The sequence below is a fragment of the Marinobacter sp. CH_CUG1437-1 genome (assembly GCF_037029655.1).
In the GTDB taxonomy this organism is placed as follows: Bacteria; Pseudomonadota; Gammaproteobacteria; order Pseudomonadales; family Oleiphilaceae; genus Marinobacter; species Marinobacter salsuginis.
In genome coordinates this window covers 450,304-467,047 of the sequence record NZ_JAYMEW010000003.1, presented here as the reverse complement: position 1 = coordinate 467,047, position 16,744 = coordinate 450,304, and the positions used below count along the sequence as shown (strand labels likewise).

Below are 16,744 nucleotides of genomic sequence, written 5' to 3'. Positions count from 1 at the left end.
CAGTGGCCGGCCAGGGCCAACCCCGGAATACCACCTGTGGTCCAGACATTGGCATGCATTCATGGAAGGTAAGACCCTGAAACCTGATCTCCGCGTTCCCGAACAGAAAACGGCCAGTCTGTCGTTCTGTGACACGACGCCCAAGGCGTTCCGGGTCTGGATCGACCAATTGCCTATGGCCAATATCGGCGAGGTATCACGGCAGCTCTACCATGCCGTTATCGAGCTGAACCACCTGTTTCTGACACCCCAGCAACGCATGCAGTTCCTGGAGCTTATCCGGGAAAAGATTCATTTCGTGTGCAACGAGCTTTCCCGGCACTACCTCGGTCTGGCCGTGGCGCTTCCCGAAAAACAGAGGAAAATCGCCAACCTGTCCCAGGCGCTTCAATTACACCTGGCCGGCGGATACAAGCTGTGCGTCCTGGAGTTCATCGACAACGGAGGCCTGGACAAAAACCGCCGCCAGATTGCCACCGCTGCGCATCGCGCCATTTCCGAGCTTTCCGCAACGATTCTGAGATCCCATCAACTCTATTGCCCCAGCCCTGCCCAGAGCTGGCTTGAGTGTCATCGGCTGTACCGGTTTGCCCATCGCAACAAGCTCTCCGTGGTTCAGGTGGAGGACGACACGCTCCTGCATCGTCGCACCAGCTCAGTAGCCGATGCCTACAAGAGAATTCTCCTTCTTGGCTGTGCTCGTCCCAATCAGCTGCGACAGTCGGAACTTCTGCACGTCTATGAGCTTTGTGAATCATGGACTGACCACACCCGTTGCGGGCCTGATATCGGTGACGACAGTCTCTTCGTAATCAACATGGAGCGGGACAACCCACCGTTTTACCGCAGCCTTCTGGACCAAAAGCCCGGTGATGAGAGCTTTGGCTTCGATACCCGGGATCTCTCGGCGATGCTCTCTGAAACGCTTCACGCCCGGCGTGAGCATAAGGAGACCGATCACGAACTGAGAGTACCGGCAAAGGTCAGCGACACCCTGCTCACCCATCTCAGCCAGGCCCTGGGCATTCTCGCCAAGCGAAATTTCAACCGAATCGCCAGCCAGGGATCTCTCGAAGTGTGCGTGGGTCTGACCGCCGCCCATTACTTCATCGCCGGCGAGAAAACGTTTACCGAATTCGTGAATGGCAATGACAACGGCCATCATGAGGATGAAAACCTGTTCGTACGGTCTTCACGCCAGAAACAGGATGCCTGGTCGGGCGCACACGATGCAGGGCCCAGCGATGAACGACTCCACGCCGCCGATACGCCCATCAATTTCAAAGGTTCCTTCGGCAACTCGCAGGCGCCATCGACGGACAGGAATCGGCCAAGGTCTCACCATTCCCTGTTGATCAATACAAGTCCGGGCGGCTACTGCGTTGCCTGGGAAAGCAATGTGCCACCCTCACTGCAGGCCGGTGAAATTCTGGGAGTTCGAGAGCAAAGCAGCCACCCCTGGAGCGTAGCCGTTGTGCGCTGGATTCGTCAGATCAAGAACCAGGGTACGCAGGTCGGAATTGAGCTCCTGGCCCCCAGCGCCTCACCCTGTGGGGTTCGCCTTGTTCAGAAGGTGGGAAATAGCAGCGAATATCTACGTGGCTTGCTGCTGCCGGAAATCAGCGTGGTCAACCAATCCGCCACACTGATCACACCTCGCCTGCCGTTCCAGTCCGGGAGCCGCATTTCCCTGCTCCACGACGGCCGGGAGGACCAGGGACAACTGTCTCGCAAGGTCTCCTCCACCGGAAGCATCAGCCAGTTCGAACTCAAATTGCAGAATGCCGCAACGTTGAATGCTGGCGCCCCACCAGCATCGTCCGGTGCCAGCGAGGATGAGTTCGACTCGCTCTGGCCATCGCTGTAAGGTCAACAAACTGAGACACCGGCCCCGGCAGAGGGTTGTTATTGAACCACAACCCCTGCATCATTCAGCGTTAGTGAATGAACCGTGTATCACGAGACGCCCTTCGAATGCAGAAAAAGAACGCGACCGTACACCTGCTGATTCTTGATCCATCGCAAAACGATGCCGAATCGCTGGTCAGCCTGCTCCGCAACTCCGGCAAGGCCACCCGAGCCCACAGAATCACCTCGGAAGAAGATCTTGAGGAGACGCTGAAAGCGGGAAACTGGGATCTCCTTCTGGCCCGTGATCTGGACCAGGAATTCTCGGCCGATGATGCCCTTGCCATGATCCGCAGGATGGACAAGGACATTCCGTTTATCCTCCTAACGGAAGAGGAAAGCCGCGAACGCACGGTTGGCATGATGAAGGGAGGCGCCCAGGATACTGTGGCTTTTGAGCATACCGACCTGATTGTTCTGAAGGTAAACCGGGAGCTGGCAGCCCTTGATGAGCGCCGAAGACGTCGTGTTCTGGAATCCCACCTGCGAGAGGCAGAACAGCGCTGTCAGTTGCTCCTCGAGAGCTCCAAGGATGCCATTGCCTACATCAACGACGGCATGCATATCTATGCCAACCAGTCGTACATGGAATTCCTCGGATACGACGATATTGACGACCTTATCTGCGTTCCGGTGCTGGACACCCTTACTCCGGAAAGCCAGGAAAAGTACAAGGAGTTCATGAAGTCGTTTGCCGAAAAGGGCGAAGACGGCATGACCATGAACTGCACGGCACGGCGTAGCGACGATCACGAATTGAACGTCACGATGTCGGTGTCGGCTGCCACCTATGACGGCGAGGCCTGCACACAGATTGTGTTGCAGCCAGAGCACAGCGATGCGGAACTGGAAGAAAAGCTTCGCCAGATCAGCAGTCAGGATCTTTTGACTGGCCTCTACAACCGTCAGTACCTGATGGATGCACTCGCCGAAGCCATTGCCACTGCCGGCAAGAAGAATGAGACAGGTGCGCTGGCTTACATCGCCCTGGACAACTTCATGAGCATGAAGGGGCAGGTAGGCATTTCCGGCGCAGACTTGCTCTTGGGGGATCTGGCCAACCTGCTCAAGGAACAGGCCGGAGAGGAGCTCACCCTGGCACGACTGAGCGACGATGCCTTCAGCCTGCTGTGCCAGCCATGCGACGAAGGCACGATGGTCGAACACGCCGAGCGTATCCGTAAGGCCGTAGAAGACCATCTTTTCGACATCAATGATCGCACGGTACAGCTGACTGTGAGCATAGGTGTTGCGTCAATTACCGAGAACTCTCCGAAGGCCGAGGAGCTCATGGCCCGGGCGCATACGGCGTCTGCGGAAGTGCGCAAGCTTGAGGGTCATGCCGAAGGCAACGGTGTGGTGGTGTACAACCCGGCCGACTTCGAAACACTGGATCAAAGCAATTCGGTGGAAGCGATTCAGAAAGCCCTGGAAGACAACCGATTCCGCCTTCTGTTCCAACCGATCATCAACCTGCGCGGTGAAGGCGAAGAGCATTACGAAGCCTTCGTGCGTATGCTCGACAAGGACGACGAGGAAGTCTCCCCCTATGACTTCCTGCCGCCGACGGGCCCGAGCGACACCGCTATCAAGATCGACCGCTGGGTTATCCTGCAGACCATCAAGCAGCTCTCCAGCCACCGGTCACGGGGTCACGATACCCGCCTGTTCCTCAATGTGACGGCTGAAACCCTGCAGGATAAGACCTTCACTCCATGGCTGAGTGTCGCCCTGAAGGCCGCCCGTCTGCCGGGCGACTCACTGATCTTCCAGATCCGTGAATGCGATGCCAACAACTTCATGAAGCAGGCGAAAGACTTCACCAAGGCAGTTCACGAGCTTCACTGCAAGGTATCCATCGCCCAGTTCGGCTGCGCCCTCAATCCATTCAATACCCTGAAGCACATCGATACCGACTACGTGAAAATCGATGGTTCCTTCACGGAAGAAATCCAAAAGAGCGATGAGGCCAAGGAGCAGGTCAAGGAAATGGTCAAGAGCCTGCAGTCCAGCGGCAAGCTCACCATCATTCCGCTGGTGGAGAACGCCGGCGTTCTCGCCACACTATGGCAGGCCGGCGTGAATTACATTCAGGGCTACTATCTGCAGGCGCCGGTACCGGAAATGAACTACGACTTCGGCGACAACTGAGCCTGATCGGCTCAGAAGTCGGCGTTTTCCAGACTCTGGTTGGTTTCGCTTTCCCGGAAACCAATCAGGTAAAGGATTGCGTCCAGACCCAGCGTGGAAATCGCATGGCGAGCCGACTCCTTGACCAGCGGCTTGGCACGGAACGCCACACCCAGGCCAGCCTGACTGAGCATGGGGAGGTCATTGGCACCATCACCGACGGCAATCACCTGTTCCCGGGAAATATGCTCCTTCTCGGCGATCTCCAGCAGCAACTCTGCCTTCCGCTTGCCGTCCACAATCTGCCCTGACACCCGTCCGGTGACCTTGCCATCCTCGATCTCAAGCTCGTTGGCGTAAATGTAATCGATGCCAAGTTTGCTCTGCAGATGGCGGGCAAAGTAGGTGAATCCACCCGACAGGATGGCCGTGCGATAACCCAGTGCCTTGAGACTCCGAATCAGGTGCTCAGCCCCCTCAGTCATTCGCAGCCGTGAGGCGATGCCCTCAAGCACCGACTCGTCCAGCCCCTTCAAAAGCGCAAGACGCTCGGCGAAACTCTGGCTGAAATCCAGTTCGCCCTGCATGGCCCTCTCGGTAATCTCCGCCACCTGCTCGCCCACCCCGGCTTCCGCCGCGAGTTCGTCGATCACTTCGGCTTCGATCAGTGTGGAGTCCATATCAAAGACCACGAGACGACGATTACGCCGGAAAATGGAATCCTCCTGGAACGCAATATCCACATTCATTTCGCCGGCGATGTGCAGGAAGTCCGCGCGCAACTGCTCGAGATCCGATGGTGTACCCCGAACCGAAAACTCGACACAGGCAATCCGGTTATCGGCGGCGTTCAGCGAAGGCCGGGCAGACAGCCGGGAAATATTGTCGATATTCAGGCCGTGGCGGGCGGTAATGGCCGAAACACGGGCAATCTGCTCGGCTTTGATATCTCGGGCCAGCAGCGTCACGATGTAGCAGGCCCGGTTCCGGGCGGCTGCCCAGGATTGGTATTCCTCCACCGTGATGGGCGCAAACCGCACCTGCAGATCCAGGGCATGGAGCCGGAACAACAGATCCCTGATGACTGGAGAGGATTTGGACTCGTCCGGAATTTCGATCAGGATGCCCCAGGTCAGGTGATCGTGGATGACCGCCTGGCCAATATCCAGAATCCGCACATCGTAACGCCCCATGATGCCGGTGATTTCCGACGTCAGGCCCGGTTTGTCGCGTCCGGAGACATTAATCAGTACCAGTTCACTCACTGTCGACACCCTCACTGTCTGAGCCGGCCTCTTCCTGCGCCCGAGCAGCGGAAGGAATCACGTCGATGCCATCAACCCGTTGCAGTCCCCTGGGCAGCTTGTGGCCGCGCCGGCCCCGCTCTCCGAGGTAGTGTTCAAGGTCACTGAACTGGAGCCCCATCTTGCGCTTGCCCGCCCGGACCTCCAACTGGTCGTCCTCGGCAAATACGGCCACTGCCACCACATATTCCTCGCGGTTCTGGACCCTGGCAGAAGGAATGCTGATGATCTTGTTACCCTTACCCTTGGCGAGTTCCGGCAGCTCGCTCAGCGGGAACACCAGCATACGGCCCTCGTTGGACACCGCTCCAAGGTACAATGTTTTTTCAGTGCTCGGTATTACCACCGGAGCCATGATCCTTGCTCCTTTGGGGACACTCACTACCGCCTTGCCATTGCGGTTTTTGCTGATCATGTCGTTCAGTGATGTCACAAAACCATAGCCGCCATCGGTGACCAGCAGTGCCTTGCGGGACGGATCCCCCATCAACAGCCCTGAAAAGCTTGCCCCGGAAGGAGGGTTGATCCGCCCGGTTAGCGGCTCGCCCTGCCCCCTGGCAGACGGCAGGCTGTGAGCCATCAGCGAATAGGCCCGCCCGGTTGAATCCAGGAAGATCGCCTGCTGGTTATTGCGCCCCCGGGCTGCCAGTGAGAAACGGTCACCGGCTTTATAGCTCAGACCTTCCGGCTCAATGTCGTGCCCTTTGGCGGCGCGAACCCAGCCTTTCTCGGACAACACAACGGTGACAGGATCATTCGAAACCAGATCCACTTCACTGAAGGCCCGGGCCTCTTCACGCTCGACAATAGGTGAGCGACGGTCATCGCCAAAGGTTTCGGCATCTGCCTGCAGCTCGCTCTTGATCAGCTCGCGGAGGCGGTCTTCAGAACCAAGGATGGACTGGAGCTCATCCCGTTCGGCTGAGAGCTCGTCCTGCTCGCCCCGGATTTTCATTTCCTCGAGCTTGGCCAGATGGCGCAGTTTCAGTTCGAGGATGGCTTCGGCCTGATCGGCAGACAACCCGAAACGGGCCATCAGCTCGGCCTTGGGCTTGTCTTCAGTACGGATGATTTCGATCACTTCATCAATATTGAGATAGGCGATCAGCAAACCTTCCAGGATATGCAGGCGAGCAAGAACCTTGTCGAGGCGATGCTGTAGACGACGGATTACAGTAGTGCGACGGAAGGCCAGCCACTCGGTCAGAATCTGCTGCAATCCCTTCACGCCCGGCCGGCCGTCATTACCGATCACATTGATGTTGACCCGATAGGTTTTCTCGAGATCGGTGCTGGCGAACAGGTGCGCCATCAAGCCATCCAGATCGACCCGATTGGAGCGGGGCACAATCACCAGGCGGGTCGGATTTTCGTGATCGGATTCGTCACGAAGGTCGGCCACCATCGGAAGCTTCTTGGTCTGCATCTGGTGGGCAATCTGCTCCAGCACACGGTTACCGGAGACCTGGTGTGGGAGGTCCGTAACCACGATTTCGCCGCTTTCCCGAATCCAGCGGGCGCGCATCCGCAAGGATCCGCGGCCGGTTTCGTACATCTGCCGGATGTCCTTCCGGGGAGTAATGATTTCCGCCTGGGTCGGAAAATCCGGGCCTTTGATGTGTTCACAAAGCTCTTCCACCGTCGCCCCGGGCTGATCCAGCAGGCGTATACAGGCGGCGGTCACTTCCCGCACGTTGTGCGGCGGGATATCGGTGGCCATACCAACCGCAATACCGGTGGTGCCATTCAGAAGTACATGGGGCAACCGGGCAGGCAGTACCGACGGCTCTTCCATGGTGCCATCAAAATTGGGCACCCAGTCCACCGTACCTTGCCCAAGCTCGCCCAGGAGCACTTCCGCGAAAGGCGCCAGGCGGGATTCGGTGTAACGCATGGCAGCAAAAGATTTTGGGTCATCCGGCGAGCCCCAGTTGCCCTGCCCGTCCACCAGCGGGTAACGGTAAGAAAAAGGCTGGGCCATCAGCACCATGGCTTCGTAACAAGCGCTGTCACCATGGGGGTGAAATTTACCCAGCACATCGCCCACGGTGCGCGCGGACTTCTTGTATTTCGAGGTGGATTTCAGTCCCAGCTCGGACATGGCATAGACAATTCGCCTCTGAACCGGTTTCAGGCCATCGCCGACATTGGGAAGTGCCCGGTCAAGAATGACGTACATGGAATAATCGAGATAGGCCTTCTCCGTGTAATCCCGGAGCGAAACCCTCTCGAAGCCTTCATCCGTAGTCTGAAACTCTGGCATGGATGCCTCTTTGATTGCCTGTGTTGCCTGATTTGAAAACCATCGGTGATGCTGTGCCCTGCCCCGTAATAATCACCGGACAGCAGGAGCGCACATTATATGGAGCAAGGCGCCGATACACCAACAACCTGCGGATTTATTGGCCAAAAACGGACCTCTGTTGTACAGACGCCTGATTCCAATAGCGGAATTCCCGCATGGAGAGTCTGTAAGGTGGGCCGTATTCTCGCATTCAGTGAATAGAAGACCGTTTTACTTCTCTGACAAGCAGAACACTATGAAACCCAACATCAAAGCCTGCGGGCAAGCCATGGTGACAGCCATGGTAAATGCAGTTCTGGCGGTAGCACTGATGCTCCTTGTGGAGTTTGCAATCAGTGGTAGCTTCCAGATTCCCGAGACCTATCTCTGGGCAGGATTACTGATCTGGGTGGTCATTTTCGCGGGACAGTTCTGGCGACAGCGACATCTCTGCAGATCCTGCGACACACCATCGGAATCACCCGACCCCTCCCGATAACCCGATCTGCTCCCGGCCAGAATGCTGCCTCCTTGACCGGGAGCAATTACCCAGTTGTTTTTCAAATCATTCTCTTCCCCGATGCTATATTGGCAATAAGCCAAACCGACAGTACGGGAGAGATCTATGGATTTTGGTAAGCGTTTGGGGCTTCGGGTAAAAGTTGCTCTGCCTTTCGCTATTACTGCAGTAGCCCTGATTGTTATCGGATTATTCGCTGTCAGTACCGTCCGGAATCTGGTCTCCGACACCGACAACATTGCCGAAACCTACCTGCCATCCGTCAGCGAAATCCTCAACGGTGACCGGGATCTCTACCAGGCAATGGTGGCCCAGATGGCCTTTGTGGACGCCCAGTTCAACAATGAGGAGGGTGAGAACTACCTCGCCAGTTTCGATGAAAATGCTGGACAGGCTCTCGAACGCTTTAACCAGGCGGTGGCCAGGCTTGAAGGCACTGGTGTATCCGATGTTGCCAGAGGGTTTGATACGGCCTACGAGCGTTGGCTGAGTTCCGCCCAGCGAGTTCTTCAGCTGGCAGAGACGGGAGATGCCGAGCAGGCACGATCGTTGGCAGCCAGTGAGACCAACGAGCTTTTCGATAATCTCCGCAATTACTTTGATGAGGTTGGCGCTCACGCCGATGCGCAAGCCCAGATTCGAGCCGGTGAAGCCTCGTCTGAAGGCCAGAGCAGCTCGGTGACCATCCTTTTGATCACAGTCGTCGCCATACTGATCAGTATTGGGCTCTTCGCTGTATTCCTGAAAATGATTATCGCATCGATTAGTGCCCTCCGGGATCAACTGGACAATATCGCCCAGGGAGAAGGCGATCTGACCCAGCGAATTCCGGTCGAGATGGATGATGATCTGGGCAAACTCGCAAAAAGCTTCAACCTGGTCCTGGAAAACCTGCAATCGATGATTGGCTCCATCCAGCAGTTGACCCGGGAGCTTGGCACTGGTGCTTCAGATCTTGCCCGGGCGGCGAAGGATAACAACGATGGCGTGACGCGACAGACGGACTCCATTTCCATGGTCGCCACTGCCATCAACGAAATGCAGAGTGCCATCGAAGAGGTTGCCGGCAACGCCTCCAGGGCCGCCGAGATTACCCGGGAGGCGGAAGAAAAGGGCAAGAACGGCGCACGAATTATCCGCAGCTCTTCAGAGCAGGTGCACCGGCTGGCCGCCCAGATTTCAAAAGCCGTGGAAGTCATCCGCAAGCTGTCTGACGATTCCGACAACATCACGTCCGTTCTGGACGTAATCAGGGGCATTGCCGAGCAAACCAACCTGCTGGCATTGAACGCCGCTATCGAGGCAGCACGTGCCGGCGAGCAGGGACGGGGCTTTGCCGTTGTTGCCGATGAAGTCAGGACCCTGGCGCAACGGACAGGGCAATCGACGGAAGATATTCAGACGATGATCACCACGCTGCAGACTGGCGTTGCGGACATTGTCTCGGTGATGGAGACGGGCAGCAAGGAGGCAAGCGAAACCGAAAAACTGGCCACCGATGCAGAATCTGAACTCAAAGCCATTCTGGAGGCTATGGCAAACATTGCAGATGTAAACACCAGTGTTGCGTCAGCCACTGAAGAGCAAACTCAGGTAGTGGACGAGATCAACCGCAGCATCACTGAAATCAACGATCTGGCAACAGAGAGCGCAAATCGCTCACGGGATATTGATGGAATCAGTGAATCCCTAGAGGGCTATGCGAGGGAACTGGAAAGTCAGACAGGCAGATTCCGGGTCTAGGCCCGGAATCTGTCAGTGGCAGGGTCAGCCAGGATTACTGCCGGATACCCTCGACAGAAATGATGATCTCAACGGTCTCGGAGGCCTTTCCGAGATCCATCGGGATACCGAAGTCTTTCAGGCGAAGCTCGGTTTCAGCTTCAAAACCCATGCGATAGCCTCCCCAGGGGTCCTCACCATGACCCAGCATTTCGGCATCCAGGGTGACTTCCTTGGTAATACCACGGAGAGTCAGGTCACCGATGATATCGGCCTCGCCTTCTTCATCAAGCACCACGCGCTTGCTCTTGAAAGTTGCCTGCGGAAACTCGTCCACATACAGGAAGTCTTCGCTACGCAGGTGCTTATCACGCTCTGCATGATTGGAATCCACACTGCTGGTATCAATCGTCACGTTCACGGTGCTGTTTTCGGGATTCTCGGCGTCATAAACAAATTCGCCGTCAAAATCGTTAAAACGCCCGTAGAGCCAGCTATAGCCCAGGTGGGAAATCTTGAAGGTGACGAACTGGTGGGCGCCTTTGGTATCAAAGGCATAGGTGCCACTGTGCTCGTCGGCATGAACCGCACCAACAAGCGCCATCGACACGGCAGAAGCAAGCAGAACTTTTTTCATGATTAACTCCCTTATTTCATAGGTGCCCGACTCCCGGGCGTTACACGATGAGAAAAACGGCAGACGGATCACTTCCCGAACATACGCCACAAGGTCCGATCACGATCAAACAGATGGTGTTTCAGAGCCCCGGCCGCATGGACCGCTACAAGGGCAACTATTGCCCATGTTGACCAGTAGTGAACGGTCCCGGCGGTGTCTTCCATTCCCTTGATCTGGCCGGTAACTGATGGCACCTCAAACCAGCCGAAAACGCTGATTGAAGAACCGTCCGCTGTTGAAATCAGGTAACCGCTCACCATGGCAACGAAAATCAGCACATACAGCAGGAGGTGGGCCATGTGAGCGCTTCGGATCTCCCAGCGCTTGTGACCGGGCAACGGCTCCGGCGCCTCGTTCAACATTCGCCAGGCCACCCGAAAAAGCATCACCATCAGCAAAAGAATTCCGATGCTGCGGTGGATGTCGGGTGCTCTGCGATACCAGTCGTCGTAATACGACAGATCCACCATCCAGAAACCGAGCCCGAAAAGTCCAAGAACAACCACAGCGACAAGCCAGTGGATAATGATCGCCACTAAACCGTAGCTGGCCGGAGTGTTTCTGAATTGCATGATGAAAAATGACCCTATTCCCTGGTTAAAGGTGATTCGGCGAGTTTAGAAACTCGGAACGACGAAAAAAATCGAAATCTTTTGCAGCGCTACATCAGAATTTCTGACCATTCCCCCACCTTTTGCCTTTGGTCGCATACGGGTTTTACGGATTGCTCAAAATTATAGCAACGATAGACTTATTGCATATTTGAACGCCCCGTCTGGGGCCTCAGTGACCGAGAGGACAGGACATGGAACTCGAATTCGACGAAAGCGTTGTTGTACCCAGCAACAATTGATTCTCTGGCGGTCCGCCCGGGCCGCTGGGCTCCTCTCCCCATCTCAAGACAGCGAAAGATACAAACCGTTTCCACTTTCCACATGAAACAGTGGTAATAAACGCGTTTTTTTGGCAATCTTCCCTCCAACTATCAGTAACTTCGCAAGTTTTACTGCGTCATCTGTACTGATAAAAGACAGTTCAGACGCCAGACTGGGGCGGCTGATGCGTTCGTTTAATTGACCAGAATCAGCTATGTCGAAACGCCTCCCTGAAAAGCTGACAGATCCCGAAGTGGAACTGTTATCCCCTATGCTGAACAGGGAAGGTGATACATGGACTGCCGATTTTCGCGGACTGACCCTCAGAACAGCACTCCAGCCCATCTACAGCATTTCGCACAAGCGCATCGTCGGTTACGAGGCCTTGATCAGAGCGTTTGATAACGATAACTCCGCCGTCCTGCCGCTCCATCTTTTTCAGCTACCGACTTCAGACGCGGAAAACCTGCTCCTCGACCGCCTGTGCCGATACCTTCACATACGTAATTACAGTGGCATCCGCGATCAACTGAACTGGCTTTTCCTTAACGTCTCTCCGCAAGTGGTCACCAGCGGCAGCCAAGCCGATTCGTTTTTCGGTCAATTGCTCACCAAGACCGGGCTTCCGCCGCACCGTATTGTCATGGAAATCGTCGAGCAGCCAACAGACGATGCAGAAAGGCTGCGGGAAACCGTTGCCTACTACAAAAAACTGGGCTGCCTGACGGCGATTGATGATTTCGGCGCCGGCCACTCCAATTTCGAGCGAATCTGGAACCTGTCCCCGGACATCGTCAAGCTGGACCGGAAGCTGCTGACCCGGGCAACAGACGATCACAAAGCCCGACAGATTCTGAATGGCATCGTGTCACTGCTGCACCAGTCCGGCTGCCTGGTGCTTCTGGAAGGTGTTGAAACCCGCGATCAGGCGATGATCGCCATTGATGCCGGCGTGGACTTCGTGCAAGGCTTCTATTTCCGCAGACCTAGTACCGAACTGGACCAACTGGCCCACGGGCCTGCCGATTTCGACAATCTGTTGCAGGAATACAAGAACCGCAACCAGGTTACACTGGACCCGACACGGCAATTGGTGGACTTCTTCAGTGGCTTTTTTGACCATGCCATCAGCAAGCTCCGCAGCGGTATGAGCATGCAACAATCCTGTCTGGAGCTGCTGAATCACCCCGCCGTCTCACGCTGCTACCTGGTCGACGATAAAGGCGTTCAGATCGATGACACGCTGGTTTCCGACACCGGTACCCGCAGCATGGACCCGCGTTTTAAACCTCTGGAGAGTACCAGCAGTGCCGACTGGTTCCGCCAACAGTACCTCCGCCAGGCTTTGGCCCACCCGGAAAGCCTGCACGTCACCGCACCGTATCTCTGCGTTACCGGTGCTTATATGTGTGTCACTCTGTCATTGGGGTATTTTCAGGACGGAAAACTCCAGGTGCTCTGCTGCGACATTCTCGCCAACCCGACCGAGCAAACCTCATAATCCGGGATTTATGTCGTAAACCAGTGCAATGACCACGACCGTGACCGCACCAATGAACAGATTCATCGGCAACCCCACCCGCACAAAATCACTGAATCGGTAACCGCCCGGCCCGAACACCATCATGTTGGTCTGATACCCCAGTGGCGTGGCAAAGCTGGCCGAGGCGGCCATCATGACGGCGATCACGAAAGGCTCGGCAGCGACTCCCATACTGGCCGTCATCGACAGAACAATGGGAATGACCAGCACAGCGGCAGCGTTGTTAGTAATAACCTCAGTTAGCACCGACACAACAAGATAGACCAGAAGGATGGTTAGAAGGACATTGCCCTGACTGAAGCCAAGAATGCCCTCAGCGACAAAGCCCGCAGCGCCGGTTTGCTCCAGCGCTGCACCCATGGCAAATGACGCCGCTATCGTAAGAATAACCGGCACATCGACCGATTTCTGGGCCTGGCCGACCGAGCAGCAGCCCGACAGAATCATCGCCGCGGCACCTAACAAGGCCGCATTCAGCATGCTCAGCGTGCCGCAGGCAGCTAGGCCCACCAACACCAACAGGATTCCCCAGGACAGCCAGGCGCGGTCGTGCCGGGGAGTCTCGGTTTCCAGGTCATTGATCAGCAGGAAGTCCTTGTTATAGCGCTGCCGGCTGACAAACGCGGGCCGAGCTTCCAGAAGCAGCACATCGCCCGGCTTGAGCCGAATGTTACCGAGGTTGCCGGACACACGCTCACCACCTCTTGCAACAGCCAGGACGACAGCGCCGTATCGGTCACGGAACCGCGCATCGCGAATGGTCGAGCCCAGTACATCAGACTGCGGCGATAAGGCCGCTTCCACGAGACGCCGTTCGGCCCGGTCTTTGCTCAGGCTGGGCTCATCTTCATGAACCGACGGAACGATACCGTTGATGCGCAAGAGGTCTGAAATGGCCTGGGTATCACCGGCGAACACCAGCCGATCGCCACCCCTGAGCCGCTCCTCCGAAGGCACTGCGGTAACCACGCTACCATCCCGCTCAATCTCGACCAGGTATAGACGTTCCAGCTCCCGGAGCCCTGCCTCACCGACGGTCTTCCCGACCAGCGGCCCGTCGAAGGACACCGCCACTTCCAGAGTGAATTCCCTCATGGAACCGAATTTCTGCTGGTCCTTGCGGTCCGGCAGCACTCTGGGCATAACCAGCAACAGTGCCGCGACACCGATGATGGCCACCGGAAGCCCCACCGCTGTGATGGAGAAAATGGAGAATCCCTGCTCGCCGGTCAGTTGCTGATATTGGCCGTTGACCACCAGGTTGGTGCTGGTGCCAATCAGCGTGAGGGTACCCCCCAAAATGGCGGAATAGCTCAGGGGAATCATCAGTTTCGACGGTGAGATACCGATTTTCCGGGACCAGGCGTGCACCGCCGGAATCATGGTGGCGACGACCGGAGTATTATTGAGAAAGCCACTCAGAAGGGAGACCGGGAGCGCGATCCGCGCCTGGGCAGAGCGGACGGTCCGGGGATTGCGAAGCAGATGATGCACCAGCAGATCGACGCCGCCGGAATGATGAATGCCCGCGGCCACCACAAACATGGCCACAACGGTAATCAGGCCGCTGTTGCTGAATCCGGCAAGGGCCTGATCCGCAGAAACAATTCCGCTGGCACTGAGCACCACGAGCACACCCATCATAATCAGATGGGGCGCAAATCGCCCTGCACTCATCAGTATCAGCGCGGTGCCTGCGAGGCCCAGCGCAAACCAGCCCTGCCAGTCCATCAACGGTTCTTCCCGATCAGAAAACTGGCAGGATAACGAGTTTACAGAATGCGGAGAAAGAATAAAGAATGCTTTTTATAGCACCTTACGGCATATCAAACTTCAATGTCGGCCATGTTGCCGTAGGTCTCCAGCCAGGCTCTCCGATCGGATGCACGCTTCTTGCCTAACAGCATGTCCATACGGCTATCAGTGTCGTCACCGTCCTCTATGGTCAGCATAACCAGTCGACGGGTGTCCGGAGCCATGGTTGTTTCCCGCAGCTGGAGCGGGTTCATTTCACCCAGGCCCTTGAAGCGTGTCACCGAAATCTTGCCCTTGCGTTTCTCGGCAGCAATGCGGTCGATGATGCCCTGCTTTTCGTGCTCATCGAGGGCGTAGAAGGTTTCCTTGCCCAAATCTACCCGATACAGCGGCGGCATGGCGACGAACACATGGCCAGCGGCCACCACAGGTCGGAAGTGTTTTACGAACAGCGCGCACAGCAGCGTGGCAATATGAAGACCATCCGAGTCCGCATCGGCGAGAATACAGATCTTGTTGTACCGAAGGCCATCAAGCTGGTCAGAACCCGGATCTACACCAATGGCAACGGCAATATCATGGACCTCCTGGGATGCCAGAATCTCGCCGGAGTCCACCTCCCAGGTGTTGAGGATCTTGCCGCGCAGCGGCATCACTGCCTGGAACTCCCGATCCCGGGCCTGTTTCGCGGAACCACCAGCGGAGTCGCCCTCCACCAGGAACAGCTCCGAACGGGCGGTATCACCGCCGGAACAGTCCGCCAGCTTACCGGGCAGCGCGGGCCCCGAGGTAACTTTCTTCCGGGCCACTTTTTTACTGGCCCGCAGGCGGCGCTGGGCATTGCTGATAAAGAGTTCCGCCAGCGCCTCAGCGACATCGGTATGCTGGTTGAGCCAGAGACTGAAGGCATCCTTGACCACACCGGAGATGAAGGCGGCAGCCTCACGGGAAGAAAGGCGCTCTTTGGTCTGCCCCGAAAACTGTGGCTCCTGCATCTTGAAGGAGAGCACATAGGCTGCCCGCTCCCAGATATCTTCCGGTGAAAGCTTTACGCCACGAGGCAACAGATTACGGAACTCACAGAACTCGCGCATGGCTTCCAGCAGCCCCGTGCGCAATCCGTTTACATGAGTGCCACCCTGGGCCGTGGGGATCAGGTTGACGTAGCTCTCCATGATGGCTTCGCCGCCCTCGGGAAGCCACTGGATGGCCCAGTCCACCGCTTCCTTGTTGCCGGAAAAGCTGCCGGTGAAAGGCTCCAACGGCATCACTTCGATATCCGCCAGTGCAGTGCGCAGATAGTCCCGCAGCCCGTCTTCATAGAACCACTCATCTTTCTCGCCGGTTTTTTCCTGCAGGAAAGTCACCGTGAGGCCGGGACAAAGAACCGCTTTCGCTCTCAGGTTGTGGCGAAGCCGGCTGATCGAAAAGTTGGGGCTGTCGAAGTAAGTTATGTCCGGCGTGAATTTCAGGCGGGTACCTGTGTTGCGCTTGCCGACGGTATCGATCACCTCGAGCTCGGAGGCCTTCTCACCGTTGGCGAATGTCATCCTGTGCAGTTGGCCATCCCGCTTGATGGTCACTTCCAGATGGGTGGACAACGCGTTTACAACGGAAACACCGACACCATGGAGGCCACCGGAAAAGTTGTAGTTGCCCTGGGAAAATTTGCCGCCGGCGTGGAGGCGGGTCAGGATCAGTTCGACGCCAGGCAGGCCCTCTTCCTTGTGAAGGTCCACCGGCATGCCCCGGCCGTCGTCCTCAACGCTCAGAGAGCCATCACTGTACAACACCACATCAATACGTTTTGCGTGCCCTGCCAGCGCCTCATCCACACTGTTATCGATAACTTCCTGCGCCAGGTGATTGGGCCGACTGGTGTCCGTATACATCCCCGGCCGCTTGCGCACCGGATCCAGGCCGCTCAGTACTTCAATAGCATCGGCGTTATATTGTTGCTGGCTCATGGGCAGGAACTGACTCCGCAATTGATATGAAAAGCTGAGCCATAGCTTAGGGATTCG

Annotated in this window: 11 protein-coding genes; 5 read left to right on the top strand and 6 right to left on the bottom strand. The window is 56.6% G+C overall.

Annotated elements, in window-relative coordinates:
- The first annotated feature begins 61 nt into the window (after window positions 1-61).
- Both WA411_RS10940 and WA411_RS10935 read left to right on the top strand, forming a co-directional pair.
- On the top strand, window positions 62-1,867 hold the full coding sequence (locus tag WA411_RS10940) for a GTPase (protein WP_291906009.1): 1,806 nt from the start codon (window positions 62-64) through the stop codon (window positions 1,865-1,867).
- Between the two features lie 107 nt (window positions 1,868-1,974).
- Window positions 1,975-4,059, top strand: a complete 2,085-nt coding sequence (locus WA411_RS10935) for an EAL domain-containing response regulator (RefSeq protein WP_291906010.1) — start codon at window positions 1,975-1,977, stop codon at window positions 4,057-4,059.
- 11 nt (window positions 4,060-4,070) lie between these two features.
- Here the strand turns inward: WA411_RS10935 and serB are convergent, their stop codons facing one another.
- Window positions 4,071-5,303: a phosphoserine phosphatase SerB gene (gene serB, locus WA411_RS10930; protein WP_291906011.1), complete on the bottom strand. Its 1,233-nt coding sequence runs from the start codon at window positions 5,301-5,303 to the stop codon at window positions 4,071-4,073.
- Window positions 5,296-7,605: a DNA topoisomerase IV subunit A gene (parC, locus tag WA411_RS10925; protein WP_136631658.1), complete on the bottom strand. Its 2,310-nt coding sequence runs from the start codon at window positions 7,603-7,605 to the stop codon at window positions 5,296-5,298. The genes serB and parC overlap by 8 nt, the downstream gene beginning before the upstream one ends.
- Window positions 7,606-7,882: 277 nt before the next feature.
- Here parC and WA411_RS10920 point away from each other — a divergent pair, with 277 nt between their 5' ends.
- A complete protein-coding gene (locus tag WA411_RS10920) occupies window positions 7,883-8,125 on the top strand; it encodes a hypothetical protein (protein ID WP_069183009.1) in 243 nt (80 codons plus the stop codon).
- A 126-nt stretch (window positions 8,126-8,251) separates the two neighbouring features.
- Entirely contained in the window at window positions 8,252-9,889 is a 1,638-nt protein-coding gene (locus WA411_RS10915; protein ID WP_069183008.1) for a methyl-accepting chemotaxis protein, read from the top strand.
- Between the two features lie 34 nt (window positions 9,890-9,923).
- Here WA411_RS10915 and WA411_RS10910 read toward each other — a convergent pair whose 3' ends face one another.
- Both WA411_RS10910 and WA411_RS10905 read right to left on the bottom strand, forming a co-directional pair.
- Complete coding sequence (locus tag WA411_RS10910) at window positions 9,924-10,505, bottom strand: YceI family protein (protein ID WP_291906012.1); 582 nt, start codon at window positions 10,503-10,505, stop codon at window positions 9,924-9,926.
- 68 nt (window positions 10,506-10,573) lie between these two features.
- A complete protein-coding gene (locus tag WA411_RS10905) occupies window positions 10,574-11,119 on the bottom strand; it encodes a cytochrome b (protein ID WP_153633731.1) in 546 nt (181 codons plus the stop codon).
- Between the two features lie 517 nt (window positions 11,120-11,636).
- Between WA411_RS10905 and WA411_RS10900 the strand changes: the two genes are divergently transcribed.
- Window positions 11,637-12,923, top strand: coding sequence for an EAL domain-containing protein (locus tag WA411_RS10900; protein ID WP_069183005.1), 1,287 nt, complete (start codon window positions 11,637-11,639; stop codon window positions 12,921-12,923).
- Here WA411_RS10900 and WA411_RS10895 read toward each other — a convergent pair.
- A complete protein-coding gene (locus tag WA411_RS10895) occupies window positions 12,918-14,696 on the bottom strand; it encodes an SLC13 family permease (protein WP_291906016.1) in 1,779 nt (592 codons plus the stop codon). The two genes, WA411_RS10900 and WA411_RS10895, sit on opposite strands and share 6 nt — an antisense overlap.
- 95 nt (window positions 14,697-14,791) lie before the next feature.
- Window positions 14,792-16,687, bottom strand: a complete 1,896-nt coding sequence (gene parE / locus WA411_RS10890) for a DNA topoisomerase IV subunit B (protein ID WP_291906018.1) — start codon at window positions 16,685-16,687, stop codon at window positions 14,792-14,794.
- Window positions 16,688-16,744 lie beyond the last annotated feature (57 nt).

Excerpts from the sequence above, each read along its gene's own strand:
- WA411_RS10940 (WP_291906009.1), top strand. The coding sequence starts at position 62 with ATGGAAGGTAAGACCCTGAAACCTGATCTCCGCGTTCCCGAACAGAAA.
- parC (WP_136631658.1), bottom strand. The coding sequence starts at position 7,605 with ATGCCAGAGTTTCAGACTACGGATGAAGGCTTCGAGAGGGTTTCGCTC.
- WA411_RS10935 (WP_291906010.1), top strand. The coding sequence starts at position 1,975 with ATGCAGAAAAAGAACGCGACCGTACACCTGCTGATTCTTGATCCATCG.
- WA411_RS10920 (WP_069183009.1), top strand. The coding sequence starts at position 7,883 with ATGAAACCCAACATCAAAGCCTGCGGGCAAGCCATGGTGACAGCCATG.
- WA411_RS10895 (WP_291906016.1), bottom strand. The coding sequence starts at position 14,696 with ATGGACTGGCAGGGCTGGTTTGCGCTGGGCCTCGCAGGCACCGCGCTG.
- WA411_RS10900 (WP_069183005.1), top strand. The coding sequence starts at position 11,637 with ATGTCGAAACGCCTCCCTGAAAAGCTGACAGATCCCGAAGTGGAACTG.
- WA411_RS10905 (WP_153633731.1), bottom strand. The coding sequence starts at position 11,119 with ATGCAATTCAGAAACACTCCGGCCAGCTACGGTTTAGTGGCGATCATT.
- WA411_RS10915 (WP_069183008.1), top strand. The coding sequence starts at position 8,252 with ATGGATTTTGGTAAGCGTTTGGGGCTTCGGGTAAAAGTTGCTCTGCCT.
- WA411_RS10910 (WP_291906012.1), bottom strand. The coding sequence starts at position 10,505 with ATGAAAAAAGTTCTGCTTGCTTCTGCCGTGTCGATGGCGCTTGTTGGT.
- parE (WP_291906018.1), bottom strand. The coding sequence starts at position 16,687 with ATGAGCCAGCAACAATATAACGCCGATGCTATTGAAGTACTGAGCGGC.